Annotated in this window: 15 protein-coding genes and 1 pseudogene; 13 read left to right on the top strand and 3 right to left on the bottom strand. The window is 64.9% G+C overall.

Annotated elements, in window-relative coordinates; translation table 11 throughout:
• A pseudogene (locus tag AC3A6P_RS32365) lies at positions 1-468 on the top strand (hypothetical protein); the annotation flags it as partial.
• The gene (locus tag AC3A6P_RS32360; RefSeq protein ID WP_487696478.1) at positions 465-755 is read left to right on the top strand and encodes a hypothetical protein; all 291 of its coding nucleotides are present in this window, start codon (positions 465-467) and stop codon (positions 753-755) included. The pseudogene AC3A6P_RS32365 and the gene AC3A6P_RS32360, both read left to right, overlap by 4 nt.
• A 648-nt stretch (positions 756-1,403) precedes the next feature.
• On the opposite strand, the gene AC3A6P_RS32355 is transcribed toward AC3A6P_RS32360, so the two are convergent.
• Positions 1,404-3,161, bottom strand: a complete 1,758-nt coding sequence (locus tag AC3A6P_RS32355; protein WP_487696477.1) for a sigma-54-dependent Fis family transcriptional regulator — start codon at positions 3,159-3,161, stop codon at positions 1,404-1,406.
• Between the two features lie 229 nt (positions 3,162-3,390).
• Here AC3A6P_RS32355 and AC3A6P_RS32350 point away from each other — a divergent pair, with 229 nt between their 5' ends.
• The 9 genes from AC3A6P_RS32350 (at position 3,391) to groL (ending at position 13,162) form a co-directional block, all read left to right on the top strand.
• On the top strand, positions 3,391-5,007 hold the full coding sequence (locus AC3A6P_RS32350) for a ferritin family protein (protein ID WP_487696476.1): 1,617 nt from the start codon (positions 3,391-3,393) through the stop codon (positions 5,005-5,007).
• A gap of 72 nt (positions 5,008-5,079) precedes the next feature.
• Entirely contained in the window at positions 5,080-6,120 is a 1,041-nt protein-coding gene (locus tag AC3A6P_RS32345) for a 2Fe-2S iron-sulfur cluster-binding protein (RefSeq protein ID WP_487696475.1), read from the top strand.
• Positions 6,121-6,131: 11 nt separating this feature from the next.
• On the top strand, positions 6,132-7,247 hold the full coding sequence (locus tag AC3A6P_RS32340) for an aromatic/alkene monooxygenase hydroxylase subunit beta (RefSeq protein WP_487696474.1): 1,116 nt from the start codon (positions 6,132-6,134) through the stop codon (positions 7,245-7,247).
• Complete coding sequence (gene mimD, locus AC3A6P_RS32335; protein ID WP_487696473.1) at positions 7,244-7,585, top strand: propane 2-monooxygenase effector subunit MimD; 342 nt, start codon at positions 7,244-7,246, stop codon at positions 7,583-7,585. The genes AC3A6P_RS32340 and mimD overlap by 4 nt, the downstream gene beginning before the upstream one ends.
• Before the next feature lie 6 nt (positions 7,586-7,591).
• On the top strand, positions 7,592-8,638 hold the full coding sequence (locus AC3A6P_RS32330; protein WP_487696472.1) for a zinc-binding dehydrogenase: 1,047 nt from the start codon (positions 7,592-7,594) through the stop codon (positions 8,636-8,638).
• A 39-nt stretch (positions 8,639-8,677) separates the two neighbouring features.
• Positions 8,678-9,733, top strand: a complete 1,056-nt coding sequence (locus AC3A6P_RS32325) for an amidohydrolase family protein (protein ID WP_487696471.1) — start codon at positions 8,678-8,680, stop codon at positions 9,731-9,733.
• A complete protein-coding gene (locus tag AC3A6P_RS32320; RefSeq protein ID WP_487696470.1) occupies positions 9,730-10,464 on the top strand; it encodes an iron-sulfur cluster assembly protein in 735 nt (244 codons plus the stop codon). Before AC3A6P_RS32325 ends, AC3A6P_RS32320 begins: the two co-directional genes overlap by 4 nt.
• On the top strand, positions 10,461-11,486 hold the full coding sequence (locus tag AC3A6P_RS32315; RefSeq protein WP_487696469.1) for an NAD(P)-dependent alcohol dehydrogenase: 1,026 nt from the start codon (positions 10,461-10,463) through the stop codon (positions 11,484-11,486). Before AC3A6P_RS32320 ends, AC3A6P_RS32315 begins: the two co-directional genes overlap by 4 nt.
• A gap of 26 nt (positions 11,487-11,512) precedes the next feature.
• Entirely contained in the window at positions 11,513-13,162 is a 1,650-nt protein-coding gene (groL, locus tag AC3A6P_RS32310; protein ID WP_487696468.1) for a chaperonin GroEL, read from the top strand.
• Between the two features lie 30 nt (positions 13,163-13,192).
• On the opposite strand, the gene AC3A6P_RS32305 is transcribed toward groL, so the two are convergent.
• Positions 13,193-13,795, bottom strand: a complete 603-nt coding sequence (locus AC3A6P_RS32305) for a uridine kinase family protein (protein WP_487696467.1) — start codon at positions 13,793-13,795, stop codon at positions 13,193-13,195.
• 396 nt (positions 13,796-14,191) lie between these two features.
• Here AC3A6P_RS32305 and AC3A6P_RS32300 point away from each other — a divergent pair, with 396 nt between their 5' ends.
• Both AC3A6P_RS32300 and AC3A6P_RS32295 read left to right on the top strand, forming a co-directional pair.
• Positions 14,192-15,769 carry a GMC oxidoreductase gene (locus AC3A6P_RS32300; protein ID WP_487696466.1) on the top strand — a complete coding sequence of 526 codons (1,578 nt, stop codon included), beginning with the start codon at positions 14,192-14,194 and terminating at the stop codon, positions 15,767-15,769.
• A 348-nt stretch (positions 15,770-16,117) separates the two neighbouring features.
• Positions 16,118-17,131: an aldo/keto reductase gene (locus tag AC3A6P_RS32295; RefSeq protein ID WP_487696465.1), complete on the top strand. Its 1,014-nt coding sequence runs from the start codon at positions 16,118-16,120 to the stop codon at positions 17,129-17,131.
• A gap of 120 nt (positions 17,132-17,251) precedes the next feature.
• Here the strand turns inward: AC3A6P_RS32295 and AC3A6P_RS32290 are convergent, their stop codons facing one another.
• Positions 17,252-18,124, bottom strand: a complete 873-nt coding sequence (locus AC3A6P_RS32290; protein WP_487696464.1) for a mycofactocin-coupled SDR family oxidoreductase — start codon at positions 18,122-18,124, stop codon at positions 17,252-17,254.
• Positions 18,125-18,143: the final 19 nt, after the last annotated feature.

Genomic DNA, 18,143 nt, shown 5'->3' with positions numbered 1-18,143 from the left:
TTCGGCCCCCGTGAGGTGCTGCTGACCTCGGATGAGCCGGTGGTCAAGCAGTTCCTCAACGGTCGCCGCATCGGTCCCATCGGCATGTCCGAGGAGAAGGACGAAGCGACGATGGCCGAAGAGGCCGCGCAGATCGAGGCCGGTCACCACGACGGTGGTGTCGAGGAAATCGAAGGTGTGCCGCCGCAGGTCACCCCGACGCCGGGCATGCCGTACCGCGAGGCTGTGGGGCGCCGTCAGGAACGCGTGCGCGGGATCCTGCACACCCTGCCACCGGCCGCGCAGGAAGCCATCCGCGACGACCTCGAAGGCACCCACAAGTATCACGCCAACGAGCTCGGCGAAGACACCTCAGGCCAACTCTTGCAGGGAGGTGATGCCGGCACCGTCGGAGGTGCTGCCGTTCCGGTGACGGGCTTGCCGCATGAACACGACGTCGGGCTCGAGTGTGAGGGCGTGGCGCGGTGAAGCGTTGGGATGAAATGACTTTCGCGTGGGCGTTGACAGACGCGGCGGCCATGCTCTTGTCCACTTCTCAGCGTGCATCGGTATTTGTGTGGCTCGGCGCCGGTGAGCCGGCCAAGGCCATCCGAGATGTGCTGGCGGTGTTTGCCAACAGCGCCAACACCCTTCCTTCTGAGTTGGTGCCGCAGGCACAGACATGGGTTGACGGCTACCGGGGGAGCGACGAGGAAGCTCGACTTCGGGCATTGTTGGGCCGCGTCTGTCCCCGTGGGCAACTGCACATGGCCTGATGAGCCGCTGCGACTCTCGGGCGCACCCACCCCCACAGGCTCGGCAACGACGGAGCCGGCGGTACCTGTCAGGGGCACCGCCGGCCGTGTGGGCGGGATCTACAGTGTTAACGCCTCTGAGATGCGGACCTGATTGGTCGTGTTATTCACGAGGCTGGGGCCGACAACAAGGGCCTGCGACGCCCCAGCGGCTGGCGGGACTTGCTGACCGTCATGGCCGGAGTCGAGGTCGCCCGAGAACATCACCTCGCGAAGACCTTTGGTGAAGGCTGGTATGACGAGTAACTGCCCAACGGCGACGTCCGCTGGACTGCACCCACCGGCCACACCTCCATCACGCAACCGACGAGCAGACTGCTGTTCCCCGACTGGGACTCCACCACCGCCACCCTGCCACCCCCGACACCCACAAGACGCCGCACAGCGCACCCGGTTACCACCATGCCCACCCGCAAACGCACCCGCGACCAAGACCGCCAACAACACATCAACGCCGAACGCGACTATTACGCGATGCAACGCGCGCTGGGGAAATCTCCACGGAGGTCACCGTTTTAGAGAAGCCACCCACCACCATTGGCAGCGGGTCGCGCGTGCGGTCGCCTTTAGGCAGCACACGGTTGCGCCAAGCTGCCGAATGCCTCGTGGTCAAGTTATCCCAAAGTCCTTGATCTTGCGGTAGATGGTGGCGCGTGACATGCCCAGGGCTTCGGCGGCGTCGGCCTTGCTGCCCCCGTTCTCCGCCAGACTGCGCACAATCGCATCCCGTTCCAGCGACTCCAGCTGGGTGAGTTTGCGTCGGGTCACCGAGCGACAGGCCGCGGGCAGTTTGTCGACACCGATGACTCCGGATCGCTGCCGGGTCACCGTCTCGGCCAGTACGCTGCGCAGCTGGGTGACATTGCCGGGCCACGGCAGCTTGCGTAACTGCCGCATGGCCTCGGCGTCCATCCGGACTCCGGAGCCACGGGTCAGTTCGCTCAGCAGCATGGGTACCAGCTCGTCGAGGTCCTCGATCCGGTGCCGCAACGCGGGGACCGTCACGGTGTGGGTGAAGAACGGCAGCACCAGCATGTCCACCAGCGGCGACCGTCGTTCGGTACCCATGGTGGCGGCGATCCAGCCCCGGCCGGCGCAGGACTGCATACTGGCCGCCAGCGGCTCGAGCACCTCTTCGGTCAGCTCGTCGACGTTGGAGAGGATGACCGCGAAGTCGTCGCAGTCGGTCTCGGCGTCGAACTCGGCTACCAGCTGCTCACTGTCGTCGAATGATTCGACGCGCAGGATGCGCACGGTGCGTTCGGGTGTGACGAACTGCGCTACCGATTGTCCCAATTTGGTACGGCCCGAACCCATTTCGCCCTCGATGACCACCCAGTCACGGTCGCGGTAACAGCGCTCGACCTGTTGGCAACTGCGCCGCCACGAACTGCTCCGGCCGGCAAGTCGGGGAATGGTCTGGCCGCCGCTGGGCGCCGCGATGCTCTCGGTGATGTGCAGTGCGACGTGGAACACGACGCTATCGTTGCGCACCCGTGCCGAAACACGTTCGACGGCAGAGATCTTGACGGTGGCCCCACTGGGCAACGCGGCGACGACCGTACGGGCCGTCGACGCCGACGCCATATCCGACGCGTGGTCCAACAACGCGGTCTGATCGGCGGCGTCCAGAGCGCGGCGCAGATACGGGTTCATCAGCACCACATCCCCGCCGATCGCCAGCACGCCCGCGGGATACCGTCGGGTTTGTTTGAGATATACGTCCAGCAACGCGGTTTCGGTTTCATTGTTCATGGCGCTGAGGCGGTCTTCGATCTGGCTGCCCGCGCTCTTGGCCAGCACGAACAACAACGGGTCGGCCTGGGCGGCCCAACACGTCAGGTCGATCACTCCCAGCATGCGTCTGGTGATGGGATCGCGGATAGGCGAACCCGCGCACGCCAACCGGCCAAGGGTTCCCACGTAGTGTTCGCTGCCCTGGATGAACGCCGCCCTGCCGGTTTCCAGTGTGGTTCCGATGCCGTTGGTGCCGGCGAACTCCTCGGCATAGCTGTAGCCACGGGCCAGCCGGACGTCATCGAGTGTGCGTTCGAATCGTGGATCGGCGGCAATGCGGTCCAAGATCAGCCCGTCGGCCGACGTGAGCACCACACTGACCGCCTGCGACGACAGATCCTCGGCGATCCTGCGCAGCACCGGGGCAGCGGCATGGGTCAGCGGTGTGTCGGTGTCGGGGTCGCGTACGTACGGTAGATCGACGCGGTCGGGGTGCACTTGCAGGTCACGGGATCGCCGCCAGGAATTGAGCACCCCGGGATCGACGGCGTCGGTGCTCAGCGCGCCGGCAGTCAGGAACTGTTCCCGCGCGCGCCTGGCGTCTACTGCGGCATCGGCTCTGTTGACCATGGTGGGGCTGACCTCGGTCCTGTGGGCTATCCCGCAGAATAAGCCCGCCGGATCCCGACGGCGTCTCATTTTGAGATTTCCGGCGTCCCGTTTCGAGGGCCGGACGACGACCGTCCGATTGTGAGCTGTGTCTCATAGTGAGACGTCTGTGTGCGGTGCCACACGGTTGTATCGGTGACGCCCCACCAATTCGCCGGCATCCGGTCGGCTCGCACCCAGGAGGCGCACTTTGAGTAGGCAAAGCCTGACCAAGGCTCACGCGAAGATCACCGAACTGTCGTGGGAACCGACCTTCGCCACACCGGCGACCCGCTTCGGCACCGACTACACCTTCGAGAAGGCTCCGAAGAAGGATCCGCTCAAGCAGATCATGCGGTCGTACTTCCCGATGGAAGAGGAGAAGGACAACCGCGTCTACGGCGCCATGGACGGCGCCATCCGCGGCAACATGTTCCGCCAGGTGCAGCAGCGGTGGCTGGAATGGCAGAAGCTGTTCCTGTCGATCATCCCGTTCCCCGAGATCTCGGCCGCCCGTGCCATGCCGATGGCCATCGACGCGGTGCCGAACCCCGAGATCCACAACGGTCTCGCGGTCCAGATGATCGACGAGGTACGGCACTCGACCATCCAGATGAATCTCAAAAAGCTCTACATGAACAACTACATCGATCCCGCTGGGTTCGACATCACCGAGAAGGCGTTCGCCAACAACTACGCCGGCACCATCGGCCGGCAGTTCGGTGAGGGCTTCATCACCGGCGACGCGATCACCGCCGCCAATATCTATCTGACGGTGGTGGCCGAAACTGCGTTCACCAACACGCTTTTCGTCGCCATGCCCGATGAGGCCGCCGCAAACGGCGACTACCTGCTGCCGACGGTGTTCCACTCGGTGCAGTCCGACGAATCCCGGCACATCTCCAACGGCTATTCGATCCTGCTGATGGCGCTGGCCGATGAACGTAACCGCCCACTGCTGGAACGCGATCTGCGCTACGCGTGGTGGAACAACCACTGCGTGGTCGATGCCGCCATCGGCACCTTCATCGAATACGGCACCAAGGACCGGCGCAAGGACCGCGAGAGTTACGCCGAGATGTGGCGGCGGTGGATCTACGACGACTACTACCGCAGTTACCTGCTGCCGCTGGAGAAGTACGGCCTGACCATCCCGCACGACCTGGTCGAGGAAGCGTGGAAACGCATCGTCGACAAGCACTACGTGCACGAGGTCGCCCGGTTCTTCGCCACCGGCTGGCCGGTCAATTACTGGCGCATCGATGCCATGACCGACAAGGACTTCGAATGGTTCGAGGAGAAGTACCCCGGGTGGTACAACAAGTTCGGCCGCTGGTGGGAGGACTACAACCGGCTGGCCTACCCGGGCCGCAACAAGCCCATCGCATTCGAAGAAGTCGGCTACCAGTACCCGCACCGCTGCTGGACCTGCATGGTGCCCGCCCTGATCCGCGAGGACATGGTGGTCGAAAAGGTGGACGACCAATGGCGCACCTACTGCTCGGAGACCTGCTACTGGACCGACGCGGTGGCCTTCCGCAGTGAATACCAAGGCCGCCCCACACCGAACATGGGTCGCCTCACCGGGTTCCGTGAGTGGGAGACCCTGCACCACGGCAAGGACCTCGCCGATATCGTCTCTGACCTCGGATACGTCCGCGATGACGGCAAAACGCTGATCCCGCAACCACATCTGGATCTCGACCCCAAGAAGATGTGGACGTTGGACGACGTGCGCGGCAACGTGTTCAACAGCCCCAACGTTTTGCTCAACGAGATGAGCGATGTCGAGCGGGAAGCACACGTCGCCGCCTACCGCGCCGGTTGACCGCGATTTCGGCGCGCTCGCGACCGCTGAGCGGTTACGGGCGCGCCGAAATCACCAAGCTCAGGAGAATCAGTGGCTGACATCCACCGCATAACCTTCGAACCCGTCGACATCGAGATGGAGGTCCGCGAGGACGAGAACATTCTGGACGCGGCGTTCCGGCAGGGCATCCACCTGATGCACGGTTGCCGGGAGGGCCGGTGCTCGGCCTGCAAGTCGTTTGTGCTCGACGGGGACGTCCAGATGGCGGGCCATTCGACGTTCGCCTGCAACGACTCCGAGGTCGACGAGGGCTACGTGCTGCTGTGCCGCACCCACGCCTACAGTGACTCCACCATCGAGTTGCTCAACTTCGACGAGGACGAGCTGCTGGGCGGCCTGCCGATCCAGGACATCCGGACCCGCATCACCGCCCTGGTGCCCATGACCCGCGACATCGTGTCGCTGAAGCTGGAACCGATCGAGCCGGCCACCTTCGCCTTCAAACCCGGCCAGTACTGCGACGTTCACATCCCCGGCAGTGACGAGCACCGGTCGTTCTCCATGGCGACCACCCAATCCTCGCCCGGCAGAGTCGAATTCCTCATCAAGAAGTATCCCGGCGGAAAGTTCGCAGCCCTGCTGGAGAGCGGCCTGAGTGTGGGCGACGAGATCAACCTGACCGGGCCCTACGGCTCGTTCACGCTCAAGGACGGTCACGTCCTGCCGGTGGTCTGTGTGGGCGGCGGCGCCGGGATGGCCCCCATCCTCTCGCTATTGCGGCACATGAGTGAGACCGAGTGCAGCCGGCCGGTCCGCTTCTACTACGGCGCCCGGACCGCCGCGGACCTGTTCTACCTGGACGAGATCGCCAAAGCTGGTGCAGGACTGCGCGATTTCTCGTTCGTCGCATGCCTGTCGGAATCGATGGACGACGTGCCCGCCTCGGTGCGCGTCGAGGCCGGCAATGTCACCGACGTCGTGTCGGCCAACGAGCCGCACATCGCAAAAACGGAGGTCTACCTGTGCGGCCCGCCGCCCATGGTGGACGCCGCCCTGGCCCTGCTCGAAACCCAGGCCGTGCCCCAGGACCAGATCTTCTACGACAAGTTCACCAGCCCCGCATTCGACTGAAAGGCCAGCCAGTGTCAACAACCAGCGTCAGCACCCCGAAACAGAGAAGCTTCCCCAAGATCGAGTTCACCGACTCGGAGGCGGGGGCGCTGGAGTTCCCCAGCTCCAAGAGCCGCGCGTACTCCTACTACAAGCCCGCCAAACTGCGGGCCACCATGTACGAAGACGTCACCGTCGACGTGCAGCCCGATCCGGAACGGCATCTGTCGCAGGGCTGGATCTACGGGTTCGGTGACGGGCCCGGCGGTTACCCGCAGGAGTGGACGGCCGCCAAGTCCTCCAACTGGCACGCCTTCCTGGATCCCAACGAGGAGTGGAATCAGACCATCTACCGCAACAATTCGGCGGTGGTGCGTCAGGTGGAGCTGTGCCTGAAGAACGCCAAGAGGGCGCGGGTGTACGACGGGTGGAACTCCGCCTGGCTGAGGTTTCTGGCCAACAACCTCGGAGCCTGGATGCATGCCGAGAACGGACTGGCACTGCATGTCTTCACCGCGATCCAGCGTTCGGGCCCGACGAACATGATCAACACCGCCGTCGCGGTGAACGCTGCCCACAAGATGCGGTTCGCGCAGGACCTGGCGCTGTTCAACCTCGATCTGTCCGAGGAAGTGGGCGAGGGTTTCGACGGGCAGGCACACCGGGCGACGTGGCACTCGGCGCCGGAATGGCAACCCACCAGAGAGGTCGTCGAACAGCTCACCGCGGTCGGCGACTGGTGCGAGCTGCTGTTCGCCACCAACATCGTCTTCGAACAACTCGTCGGGTCGCTGTTCCGCAGCGAACTGGTGATGCAGATCGCGGCGCGCAACGGCGACTACATCACCCCCACCATCGTCGGCACCGGCGAATACGACTACGACCGCGATATGGCCTACACCCGAAACCTGTTCCGCCTGCTGACCCGCGACGAGCAGTACGGCGAAGCCAACAAGGAACTGTTCGGTCAGTGGCTGGCCGCCTGGGTGCCGCGCTGCCTGGCCGCCGCCCAAGCGCTGCAACCCCTGTGGTCGCAGCCGGCAGAGAAGGCCGTCACTTTCGCCGACAGCCTGGCCGCCGCAGAAGACAAGTTCGCCTCCCTGCTCGAGTCGATCGAGCTGTCCTACAACAAGGAGCACAGCAAGTGACCATGCAATTCGGATCCGCCACCGAGTTCTCCAACAAGTGCGGCGTCACCTTGATGAACACCCCGATCGGGCGCGTGGTCGCCGACGTGATGGGCGCCAAGGACGGGGTGGAGCTCACCGAGTACCCGTCGATGATCCGGGTCGACGGGGTGAAGGTGATCGAGTTCGACTACGCCGAACTGACCGACGCGCTGGGCCAGGAGTTCGACGGCTCCATCTTCGAAGAGATCAGCTCCACCCACTACGGGCGGATGGTCCACCTCGACGACAAAACCCTGCTGTTCGCCAGCCCCGAGGACGCCGCCGAGTACATCGGCTTCGACCTCACCGTGAAGTAGGCCGCTGTGAAAGCGCTGGTGTTCGACGGTCCGGGCGCGAAGTCGTGGACCGAGGTGCCCGACGCACAGTTGGTCGATCCCACCGACGTGGTGGTGCGTGTTGACACCACCACCATCTGCGGCACCGATCTGCACATCCTCAAGGGCGATGTCCCGGCCGTCACGGCCGGCCGGGTCCTGGGCCACGAGGCGGTGGGCACCATCACCGAAGTGGGTTCGGCGGTCACCGATCTGCAGGTGGGCGACCGGGTGCTGGTGCCTGCCATCACCTCGTGCGGCAAGTGCGGACCCTGTCGCGCGGCGATGCCGTCCCATTGTGCGTCGGTAGGCGGGATCGGCTGGATCTTCGGCCATCTCATCGACGGGACCCAGGCCGAGTACGTCCGGGTGCCGTACGCCGAAACCAGTGTGCACGTGCTGCCCGGGTCGGTGACCAACGAAGAGGCGATCTTCCTGGCGGACGTGCTGCCGACGGGGTTCGAGATCGGCGTCCAGAATGCGGCCGTGAAGCCGGGGGACTCGGTGGTGGTGGTCGGTGCGGGTCCCATCGGGCTGTCGGCCATCCGTACCGCCGGGTTGTACGGTGCCGCAACGGTGATCGCCGTCGACATCTCGGAATCGCGGCTCAAGCGGTCCATCGCCTTCGGCGCGGATGAGACCATCAACAGCCAGCGAGAGGATGTTCGGGAGCGTGTCCTGCAACTGACCAACGGCCAAGGCGCCCACGTCGCGATCGAAGCGGTGGGAATACCCGAGACTTTCGAGGTGTGCACCACCGTGGTCCGCCCGGGTGGGCGTATCGCCAACGTCGGTGTGCACGGCAAACCGGTGACATTGCACCTGGAGAACCTGTGGATCAGCAACATCACGCTGACCACCGGCCTGGTCAACGGCACCACGGTCGGCACCCTGCTGGATCTCCTGGCGCACGGCAAGGTCGACGCCGGCGCTTTCGGCACGCACTCCTTCCAACTCGATCAGATGCTCGACGCCTACGACGTCTTCGCCAACGCGGACACCCACGACGCCCTGAAGGTCGTCATCTCCCGGTGATCGCACCGCCAGCCCACACGAAAGCAGAAGCAGCCCAACATGTATGAAAAAGACGGAAACTCCTACTTCATCGTCGACAGCCACGTCCACCTCTGGGACGGCCGCGCCACCAACCTGAAGAACATCCACGGCAAGCAGTTCATCGACTGCTTCTACGACTACCACCGCAACCTCAGCCCGGAGGAGGAGGTGTGGGACTACGACCTCTACACCTACTACGGCGGTGACCGTCTGATGCGGGACCTGTTCGTCGACGGCTATGTCGATCACGCGATCTTCCAGGCCACCCTGTTGTCGGACTTCTACGTCAACGGATTCGGGCAGACCGAGGAGGCTTTCGAACTCACGCAGCGCCATCCGGGCAAGTTGACCTACAACCACGCCTACGACCCGCGCCACGGTGAGGCCGGCCTGGAGCAGCTGCGCCGCGATGCCGACCGGATGAAGCTGAAGGGCGTCAAGCTCTACACCGCCGAATGGCACGGTGACTCACGGGGTTACAAGCTCGACGAGCACTGGTCGCGTCGCTACCTCGAGGAGTGCATCAACCTCGGCATCAAGAACATTCACGTGCACAAGGGTCCGACCATCCGGCCGCTGGACCGGGATGCGTTCGACGTCGCCGATATCGACAAGGTGGCCACCGACTACCTGGAGTTGAACTTCATCGTCGAGCACGTCGGGCTGCCCAGGCTGGAGGACTTCTGCTGGATCGCCACCCAGGAGTCGAACGTGTACGGCGGCCTGGCGGTGGCCATCCCGTTCATCCACACCCGGCCCCGGTATTTCGCTCAGATCATGGGGGAGCTGCTGTACTGGATCGGCGAGGACAAGATCCTGTTCAGCAGTGATTACGCATTGTGGACCCCGCGCTGGCTGATCGAGAAGTTCGTCGATTTCCAGATCCCGGAGGACATGGCCGAGTACGCGCCCATCACCGTCGAGCAGAAACGAAAGGTGCTGGGCCTCAACGCGGCATCGCTGTACGACATCGCGGTACCCACCGAGCTGCAGCTGCCCACGCCGGGCCAGGACGAGGTCGAGGTGGCCGCGGGTGCCAAACAGGCGGGGGCCAAAGAGACGGTGTCACTGTGACGGTCACGGTCGTCAGTGTCGAGAAGGAGGTGATGGCCGCGCTGCACGCCGTCACCGATCCCGAGTTGGACGAACCCATCACCGATCTCGGGTTCGTCCGTTCGGTGCTCGTCGACGACACCGGCGTCGAGGTCCATCTGCGGCTACCCACCGCCTTCTGCTCACCCAACTTCGCCTACCTGATGGCCTCCGATGCCATGGACGCGTTGCGGGCCGCCGGGGAATTCGGACAGGTGCGGGTGCTGCTGGATGACCACCATGACAGCGACAAGATCAACACCGGCCTGGCCGCCGACGCCGGCTACCGGGGCACCTTCGGAGTCGAAGCGCAGGACAGCTTGGACGAGCTGCGGCGCACCTTCCTGCAGAAGGCGCACACCGCCGCAATGGAACGCTGCGTCACCGGCCTGCTACGCCGAAAGGAGCTGGCCGACGCGGACCTGCATCAGCTCACTCTGCGTGATCTGCCCAACGGCAAGGAAAAAGCGGCACTGATGCGGCGTCGCTTCGACATCGGATTGAGCATGTGCCCGAACAGTCGCGTGCTGGTGGATGAGGACGGGAAACCGCTGACGGTGGAACAGGCACCGATGCGGTTGCGATTCGCCCGCTCGGTCCGGATCTCCATGGAAGGAAACAGCCACTTCTGCCGCGGACTGCTGGCCACCCGCTACGAAGACGGCGGCAACACCACGCCCCACTTTGTCGATGCGAGAACGAGGAGACCATGAGAGCCGTCCAGGTGGTGGGTTATCAAACCAAACTCCAACTGTCCGAGGTGCCCAAACCTGTGGTCGCCGGTCCGCTCGATGTGATCGTGAGGATCGGTGGGGCCGGCGTGTGCCGTACCGATCTACACATCCTCGAGGGCCAGTGGGAGCAGAAGTCCGGCGTCACGTTGCCCTACACGATCGGGCACGAAAACGCCGGGTGGGTCGAGGACATCGGCGACGCGGTGACCAACGTGGTACCCGGTGACAAGGTGATCCTGCATCCGCTGATCACCTGCGGGCTGTGCCGGGCATGCCGTTCCGGCGACGATGTGCATTGCGAGAACAGCCAATTCCCCGGAATCGACACCAACGGTGGGTACGCGGAGTACCTGCGGACCACCGCGCGCAGCGTCGTGAAGATCGACGAATCCCTGGAGCCCGCCGACGTCGCCGCCCTCGCCGACGCCGGCTTGACGGCTTATCACGCCGCCGCCAAGATCGCGCGGACCACCGGGCCCCGTGACGTGTGCGTCGTCATCGGTGCCGGGGGTCTCGGTCACATCGGAATCCAAGTGCTCAAGGCGATCTCGGGTGCCCAGGTGGTGGTGCTCGACCGCAATCCCTCCGCCGTGGCGCTGGCCGTCGACATCGGCGCCGACCACGGCATCGTGGCCGACGGCACTCACCTCGAGCGCATCCTCGACCTCACCGGCGGCCACGGCGCCGAAGCCGTGCTCGATTTTGTCGGCGAGGGCGGCGCCACCGCCGAGGGCGTGGCGATGCTGCGCCGGGCAGGCAACTACTACGTCGTCGGCTACGGCGAGAACATCAACGTGCCCACCATCGACATCATCTCGACCGAGATCAACTTCATCGGCAACCTCGTCGGCTCCTACAACGACCTGCAGGATCTGATGGCACTGGCCGCGCAGGGCAAGGTCACCTTGCACACCAGCAAGTATCAGCTCGACGAATTCCAGAACGCGATCGACGATCTCGACGCCGGCCAGGTCCGTGGCCGCGCGATTCTCATTCCCTGACAGACACTTTCACGAGAGGAAACACCATGGCAAAGGAGCTGCGGTACAACCGTGACGCGCGGGCCCGCCTGGAGGCCGGCGTCAACGCCCTCGCCGACGCGGTCAAGGTGACACTCGGCCCGAAGGGCCGGAATGCGGTGCTGGAGAAGCTGACCGGGCCACCGGTCATCACCAATGACGGCGTGACGATCGCACGGGAGATCCAGCTGTCCGATCCGTTCGCCAACATGGGTGCCCAGTTGGTGAAGGAGGTGGCGATGCAGACCAACGGCATGGTGGGCGACGGCACCACCACGGCCACCGTCCTGGCGCAGGCCATGGTGCGCGAAGGTCTGCGCGCAGTGGACGAGGGCGCCAACCCGATGCGGGTCCGCCGCGGGATCGAGAGGACCGTGCCAGTGGTGCTGGAGGCTCTGACCGCCCACTCGGTGGGAATCGGCGGCCGCAGTGATCTGCTGCGCATCGCCACGTTGGCCGCCAGCGACGACGAATCGATCGGCGAGGTCATCGCTTCTGCCGTCGAGCACGTCGGCGAACCCGGGGTCATCACCACCGAGGAGAGTGACACCCTGGGATTGAGCGTCGAAGTGGTCGACGGCATCGAGTTCGACCACGGCTACATCTCGGCCTACATGGTGACCGACCCGGACCGCATGGAAGCCGTGCTGGACAACCCGCTGATCCTGTTGACCAACAAGAAGATCACCTCGGTGCAGGAGATCATGCCGACCATCGAGGCCGCCAAGCGTGCGGACCGCCCGCTGGTGGTGCTCGCCGAAGACGTCGACGGCGCGGCCCTTCAACTGCTCGTCGGCGGCAACATGCACAAGACCATGCAGTCGGTGGTAGTGCGGGCGCCGGGGTTCGGGCACCGCCGGATTGCCGAACTGGAGGATCTGGCGGTCGCGCTGGGCGGGCACGTCATCGCCAAGGACACCGGCCTCGAACTGGGCGAGGTGAAGCTCGAGCACCTGGGCTCGTGTGACCGCATCACGGTGACGGAGAACGACACCACGATCGTCGGCGCACACGGCGACCCGGCGCGGGTGTCCGCCCGGGTGGGGCAGCTCGAGGCCCAGCGCGAGAGGGCCCGCATCGACGCCGACCGCGACAGCCTCGATCTGCGGATCGCCCGGATGACCGGCCGTGTCGCCGTCATCCGTGTCGGAGGTGCCACCAGCGTGGAACTCAAGGAACGCATGCTGCGGGTCGAGGACGCGCTGGCCGCCACCCGGGCGGCAGTGGAGGCGGGCATCGTGTCCGGCGGTGGCACGGCACTGGCGCAGGCACATCGGGCGCTGGCCGAGCTGGATCTGCCCGGCGACGAGGGCATCGGTGTTCAGGTGGTGCGCCGGGCGCTGGCTGAGCCGCTGCGCTGGATTGCGCTCAACGCCGGCTTCGAGGGACACGACGTGGTGCAGATCGTCGAGGATCTGCCGCTGGGGCACGGATTCAACGCGCTCACCGGCGAATACGGCGACATGTTCGACGAAGGTGTCATCGACCCGCTCAAGGTCACCCGGGCGGCGCTGGAGAGCGCGGCGTCCATCGCGGCTCTGGTGATCACCACCGAGACCGCCATCGTGGAGCAGGTGGCGGGCCATCCGGGGGCGATCATGGCGCCCGGTTTCGGGGACCTGGCCGAAGGCATGATCCGGCCGTCGAACATCTACTAGGACTCACCAGTTGCGCATCGACCGAGGCGTTCAGCGCAACAAAGCCCGCACGGACCCGTCGTCGGCTGTGGGGTCGCCACCGGACACGATCGCCGTCGCCCGCGTCCACGGTTGGTCACGCAGAAGGTGAGCGTTCTCGGCGCGCATCCAGTCCTCGACGAAACCCGTTGGGTCACGGTCGAGTTCACGAGTGCGTCGCATCGCGAGTTCTGGTGGCGTCTCTACCCAGATGGCCGCGTCGAGCCACTCGGACAGTTCCGCGCGGGCGGCGCCGACTCCCTCGACCAGGACGATTCGAGTTCCGTCCGGAATGTCGATATCTCCCGGACGCCCGCGCTCGATCCACGGTTGAGGTGTGAACCGCAGCGGCGGCCCCTCTTCTCGCAGTGGCTGCAGTACGTTGGCCACCAGTGCCTCGGTCCAGTCGAAGAACGAGTGATGCCAGGCCACGTCGTCGGTGTGGATGACGGCGATGTCCTCACCGGTGTCGGCCAATCGGTCAGCCAGGGTGGTCTTGCCGGACCGACTGCGGCCGTCGATCCCGATGATGACCACCCGGTGCGGTGACGGTGTCGGTGTCAGCCGCTCCAACAGAGCGCTCACCGATATCGACTGCCAACTCAGCTCGTGCATGACCTCTCGTTTCACGATTGCCAGTGACGATGGCGTGCAGATGAAGCGGCGCGCGTGCACAGGCTCGGCCCCGCCCCGCGGACTCCCGGCCGACAAGAGTGGGCCAGTCTGCACAAAGTGTTACATCGTCCCGGTCGTTATCCCACACTCTGTGCCTGTTGAGCCGGCCGCCGCCTTCCCTAGGGTCGAAGTGCAGGAAACTCACGGAGGATCCAGCGCGGAGCTGGACCTTACCGGCACCGTTCACAACGTGCGCCCCCGCGCCCAGATCGAAGGTGAAGATGAGCATCACGGCTGGTTCGGCGTCGAGATTCGGAGAACGTTGCCCCAGTACCGCGCTGCGCTGGACGCGTGCTGAGCGCTCTTACGAGAGCGATTCCGCCGGAAGGCGTTGACATGGTGACACGCCTGGTCGATGAGTATGCGCCGCTGCGTGACGGAGCGCTGGTGACCGCATCTGGAGTGGACACTCTCACGGCCGACGTCGTCGTGATCGGTTCCGGAATGGGCGGGTCCACCCTGGCCCACGCACTCCGCGATTGCGGCCTGGACGTGCTGGTGGTGGAGCGGGGCCGGTTCCTTCCGCGTGAGCCGGAGAACTCGATGCCGGAGGAGATGCACATCCACGGGCGCTACAAGACCGCCGAGCCCTGGATCGATGCGCGCAGCGGCAAACCCTTCAGCCCGGGCACCTACTACTGGGTTGGCGGCAACACCAAGTTCTACGGTGCCAGCCTGCCGCGTTTTCGGCGCGAGGATTTCGGCGAGATCATCCATCACGACGGCACGTCGCCGGCGTGGCCGTTCGGCTACGAGGATCTCGAACCGTATTACGTCGAGGCCGAGCGGCTCTTCCAGGTTCACGGGTCCACCGACGAAGACCCGACGGAACCGCCACACTCCCAGCCTTACCCGTACCCGCCGCTGCCGCATGAGCCCTGCATCGAGCGCTTCTCCGATTCACTCAAACGCCAGGGTCTGCACCCTTTCCATACCCCGAATGGGATGAACCTCGACACCGAGGAGCAGCGCAGGGCCTCGACGACGTCCGATGGATGTCCGTCGGAATCGGATGTCAAGAGCGAAGCCGAAAATCGGGTGCTGCGTCCGGCGCTGGAATCCACCAACGTCCGCCTCATGATCGAAGCCAAGGTGACGCGCCTGCTCACTGCTGGGGACGGGCGCACCGTCGTGGCTGCCGAGGCGCAGGTGCGTGGGCGGACCGTGCGGATCGAGGCGAAACAGTTTGTGGTGTCGGCCGGTGCGGTCAACTCCGCCGCACTGCTGTTGAGGTCGGCGACAGCGCAGCATCCCAATGGACTGGGCAACTCCTCCGGTCTCCTGGGGCGCAACTACATGGTGCACAACAGCACGTTCTTCGTGGCCATCGACCCGCGGCGGAAGAACACAACAGCCTGGCAGAAAACGTTGGGGCTCAACGACTGGTACACCGCCGGTCCCGGCAACGAGTACCCGCTCGGCAACCTCCAGATGCTGGGCAAGCTGCAAGCGGCCATGATCAAGAACGCGCGCCCACGGGTTCCGATGTGGGCGCTGAAGATGGCGACGGACCGCAGCCTGGACATCTATCTGACCACCGAGGACCTCCCACGTCTGGACAACCGGGTCACGGTCACCGACACCGACATCGTGATCCGGTGGCGGCCCAACAACATTGAACCGCACCGTGAATTGGTTCGGCGGGTGACCAAGGCGGTCCGGCGCGCCGGCTACCCGATCGTGCTGACCCAACGGATGGGAATCGAAACCAACTCGCACATGTGTGGCACCGCCGTCGCGGGCGCGGACCCGCTGCGCAGTGTGCTGAACGCACAGTGCCGTAGCCACGATGTCGACAACTTGTGGCTCATCGATGGGTCGTTCTTCCCGTCCTCGGCGGCGTTGAACCCGGCACTCACCATCGCCGCGAACGCCTTGCGGGTGGCGCCCAGTGTCGCCGCTTCTACCCGATGACTGTCATGGCGCACACCCTGCTCAGGCTCTGGCGTTGGCTGACCGCCGAGATCGGCCGCGGTGACATGCTGGCGGGTTCTTCACCTGCCTTCTTCCGGGCGAACCTGCTCAGTCGGACGAGACGACTCGCGGCACCGGACGGACAGGGAACTGCCGATCCGCCCGCCGAGGTCGGGGGCTGACGAGCTGCGACGGTCAATGCGTGCACCAGTTGCGGGGTGCGCTGCACGTCTTGTGCAGACCGTTGTGGATCCAAGCTCGATACCATTGAAAGGTGCTGTCCCGCACCACTTTCCTTCGGCGGGCCGGACGCCTCGCGTGATCATCCCAGTAGGACGAGGAACAACCATGAAGCTGTCATCGACCAGAGTCCATGCGCGATCGGGGCTCACCTTCACCGCGATGGGCTTCGGCGGGGCACCCATCGGCAATTTCAACGGCGCTTACGACGAGAACGCGGCTTTCCAGATGGTCGCGCAGTCGTGGGGTCAGGGCGTCCGATACTTCGACACCGCACCGGGATACGGCAACGGGCTCGGCGAGTACCGGCTCGGACATGCACTGCGGCAACTCGATCGGTCGCACGTGGTCGTTTCCACCAAGGTGGGCCGGACGCTGAAGCCGACTCTGAACGCGCCGACCCAACTGGGGCAGTACGTGGAGATCCCACCCTTCGCCGCCGAGTACGACTACAGCTACGACGGCGTCATGCGGGCCGTCGAGCAGAGTATGCAACGAATGCTCACCGACCGCTTCGACGCATTATTCATCCATGACTGCGATCAGCACACCCATGGCCCGGGCTACGTCGAGTACCTGAGGCAGGCCATCGTGAGCGCGTTCCCAGCGCTGGAAACACTGCGTGACCAAGGCGTCGTGAAAGCGATCGGATTCGGAGTCAACGAGGCAGAAGTCATGGCGGAGGCAGTCAAGGCCACCGACTCGGATCTGTGCCTGCTCGCCGGCCGGTACACCCTGCTGGAGCAGGAGCCGTTGGACACGTTGTTCCCGTTGTGCGCCGAGCGGGGGATCGGCATCGTGTTGGGAGGGGTCTTCAACAGCGGCATCCTGGCCAAGGGCCCAATTCCAGGGGCCCGCTTCAATTACGGCCCGGCGCCTCGCGACATCTTGGACAAGACCGCCCGGCTCGAGGAGATTTGCCGCAGACACGGCGCCGATCTGCCGGCCGTCGCCCTGCAGTTTGCCTACGCGCACCCGGTTGTCACCAGTGTCTGCGTCGGTGCGCGTGATGCGGCCCAGCAGGACCGCAACGCCGAGCTTTTCGAAAGCGATGTACCACAGCAGGTTTGGGACGATCTGCGCGCGGAGGGGTTGATCCGGGAAGACGCTCCGACACCCTGATTCGGTCGCAATCACTGCCTGCGCGCCCACAACGGCGGCGTCTTCTTTTCACCGGCAGGAACCACAACGCCGCGCCGTTGCTTTGTTGGCAACGGCGCGGCGTTGTGGTGTTTTCTGTCGTCAGTGAGCGGGACCCGCGTCGGCCAGATGCGCTGCCTTGAACGGGTTCATGGCACCGGCGTCCAACACTTGGGTGGTGCCGGTGATGTAGCGGCCGTCCTCGCTGGCCAGATACACCACGGCGTTGCTGACATCGACCGGATCCAGGAACGGCACCGGCAAGGCGTGCATCGCCTGCAGTGCGTCCAGGGCGTCCTCCTGGGTGGCGTCGAGCTTGCCGCCGGCGAACAGCTGGTTGTACCGGGGATTGTTGATCATCAGCGTGTTCACGTTCGTCGGATTGATCGAGTTCACCCGGATACCGTGCGGCGCCAATTCGCCTGAGAGCGTGCGCATCAGACCGTTGACGCCATGCTTGGATGCCGCGTAGTGGCCGACATTGAGTTCGACGGTCAGCCCCGAGATCGAGCTGATCAGGATCACCGAACCACCCTCGTTCTGCCGTAGCAGTGTCGGTACCGTCGCCTTGATCGTCTTCCAGACTCCGGTGAGGTTGACGTCGATCTGATCCTGGAACTGCTCTTCGCTCAATTCCCACAGGGGTGCGGTGTCGTTGAGCGTGCCGGCGTTGGCCACCACGATGTCGAGGCGTCCCAACTCCGTCACGCCGGCGTCCACCGCACCTTGGAGTCCGGCGAGGTCACGCACGTCGACCTCGGCGATGAAAACGCGACGCCCGCGACTCTTGACGAGGTCGGCGGTGGTGACCAGATCGTCGGAATCGGCCATGGGGTACGGCACGGTCCCGATCTGCCGGCAGACATCCAGTGCGATGATGTCGGCACCCTCGTCGGCGAGTCGCAGGGCGTGGGAGCGACCCTGCCCGCGGGCGGCTCCGGTGATGAGGGCAACTTTGCCCGCGAGGCGAGTCATCGAGTCTTCGCTTTCCGCA

The organism is Mycobacterium sp. Soil_C_30 (genome assembly GCF_057656995.1).
The sequence above is the reverse complement of the archived record's forward strand: the minus strand, read 5'-3'. Positions and strand labels throughout refer to the sequence as shown.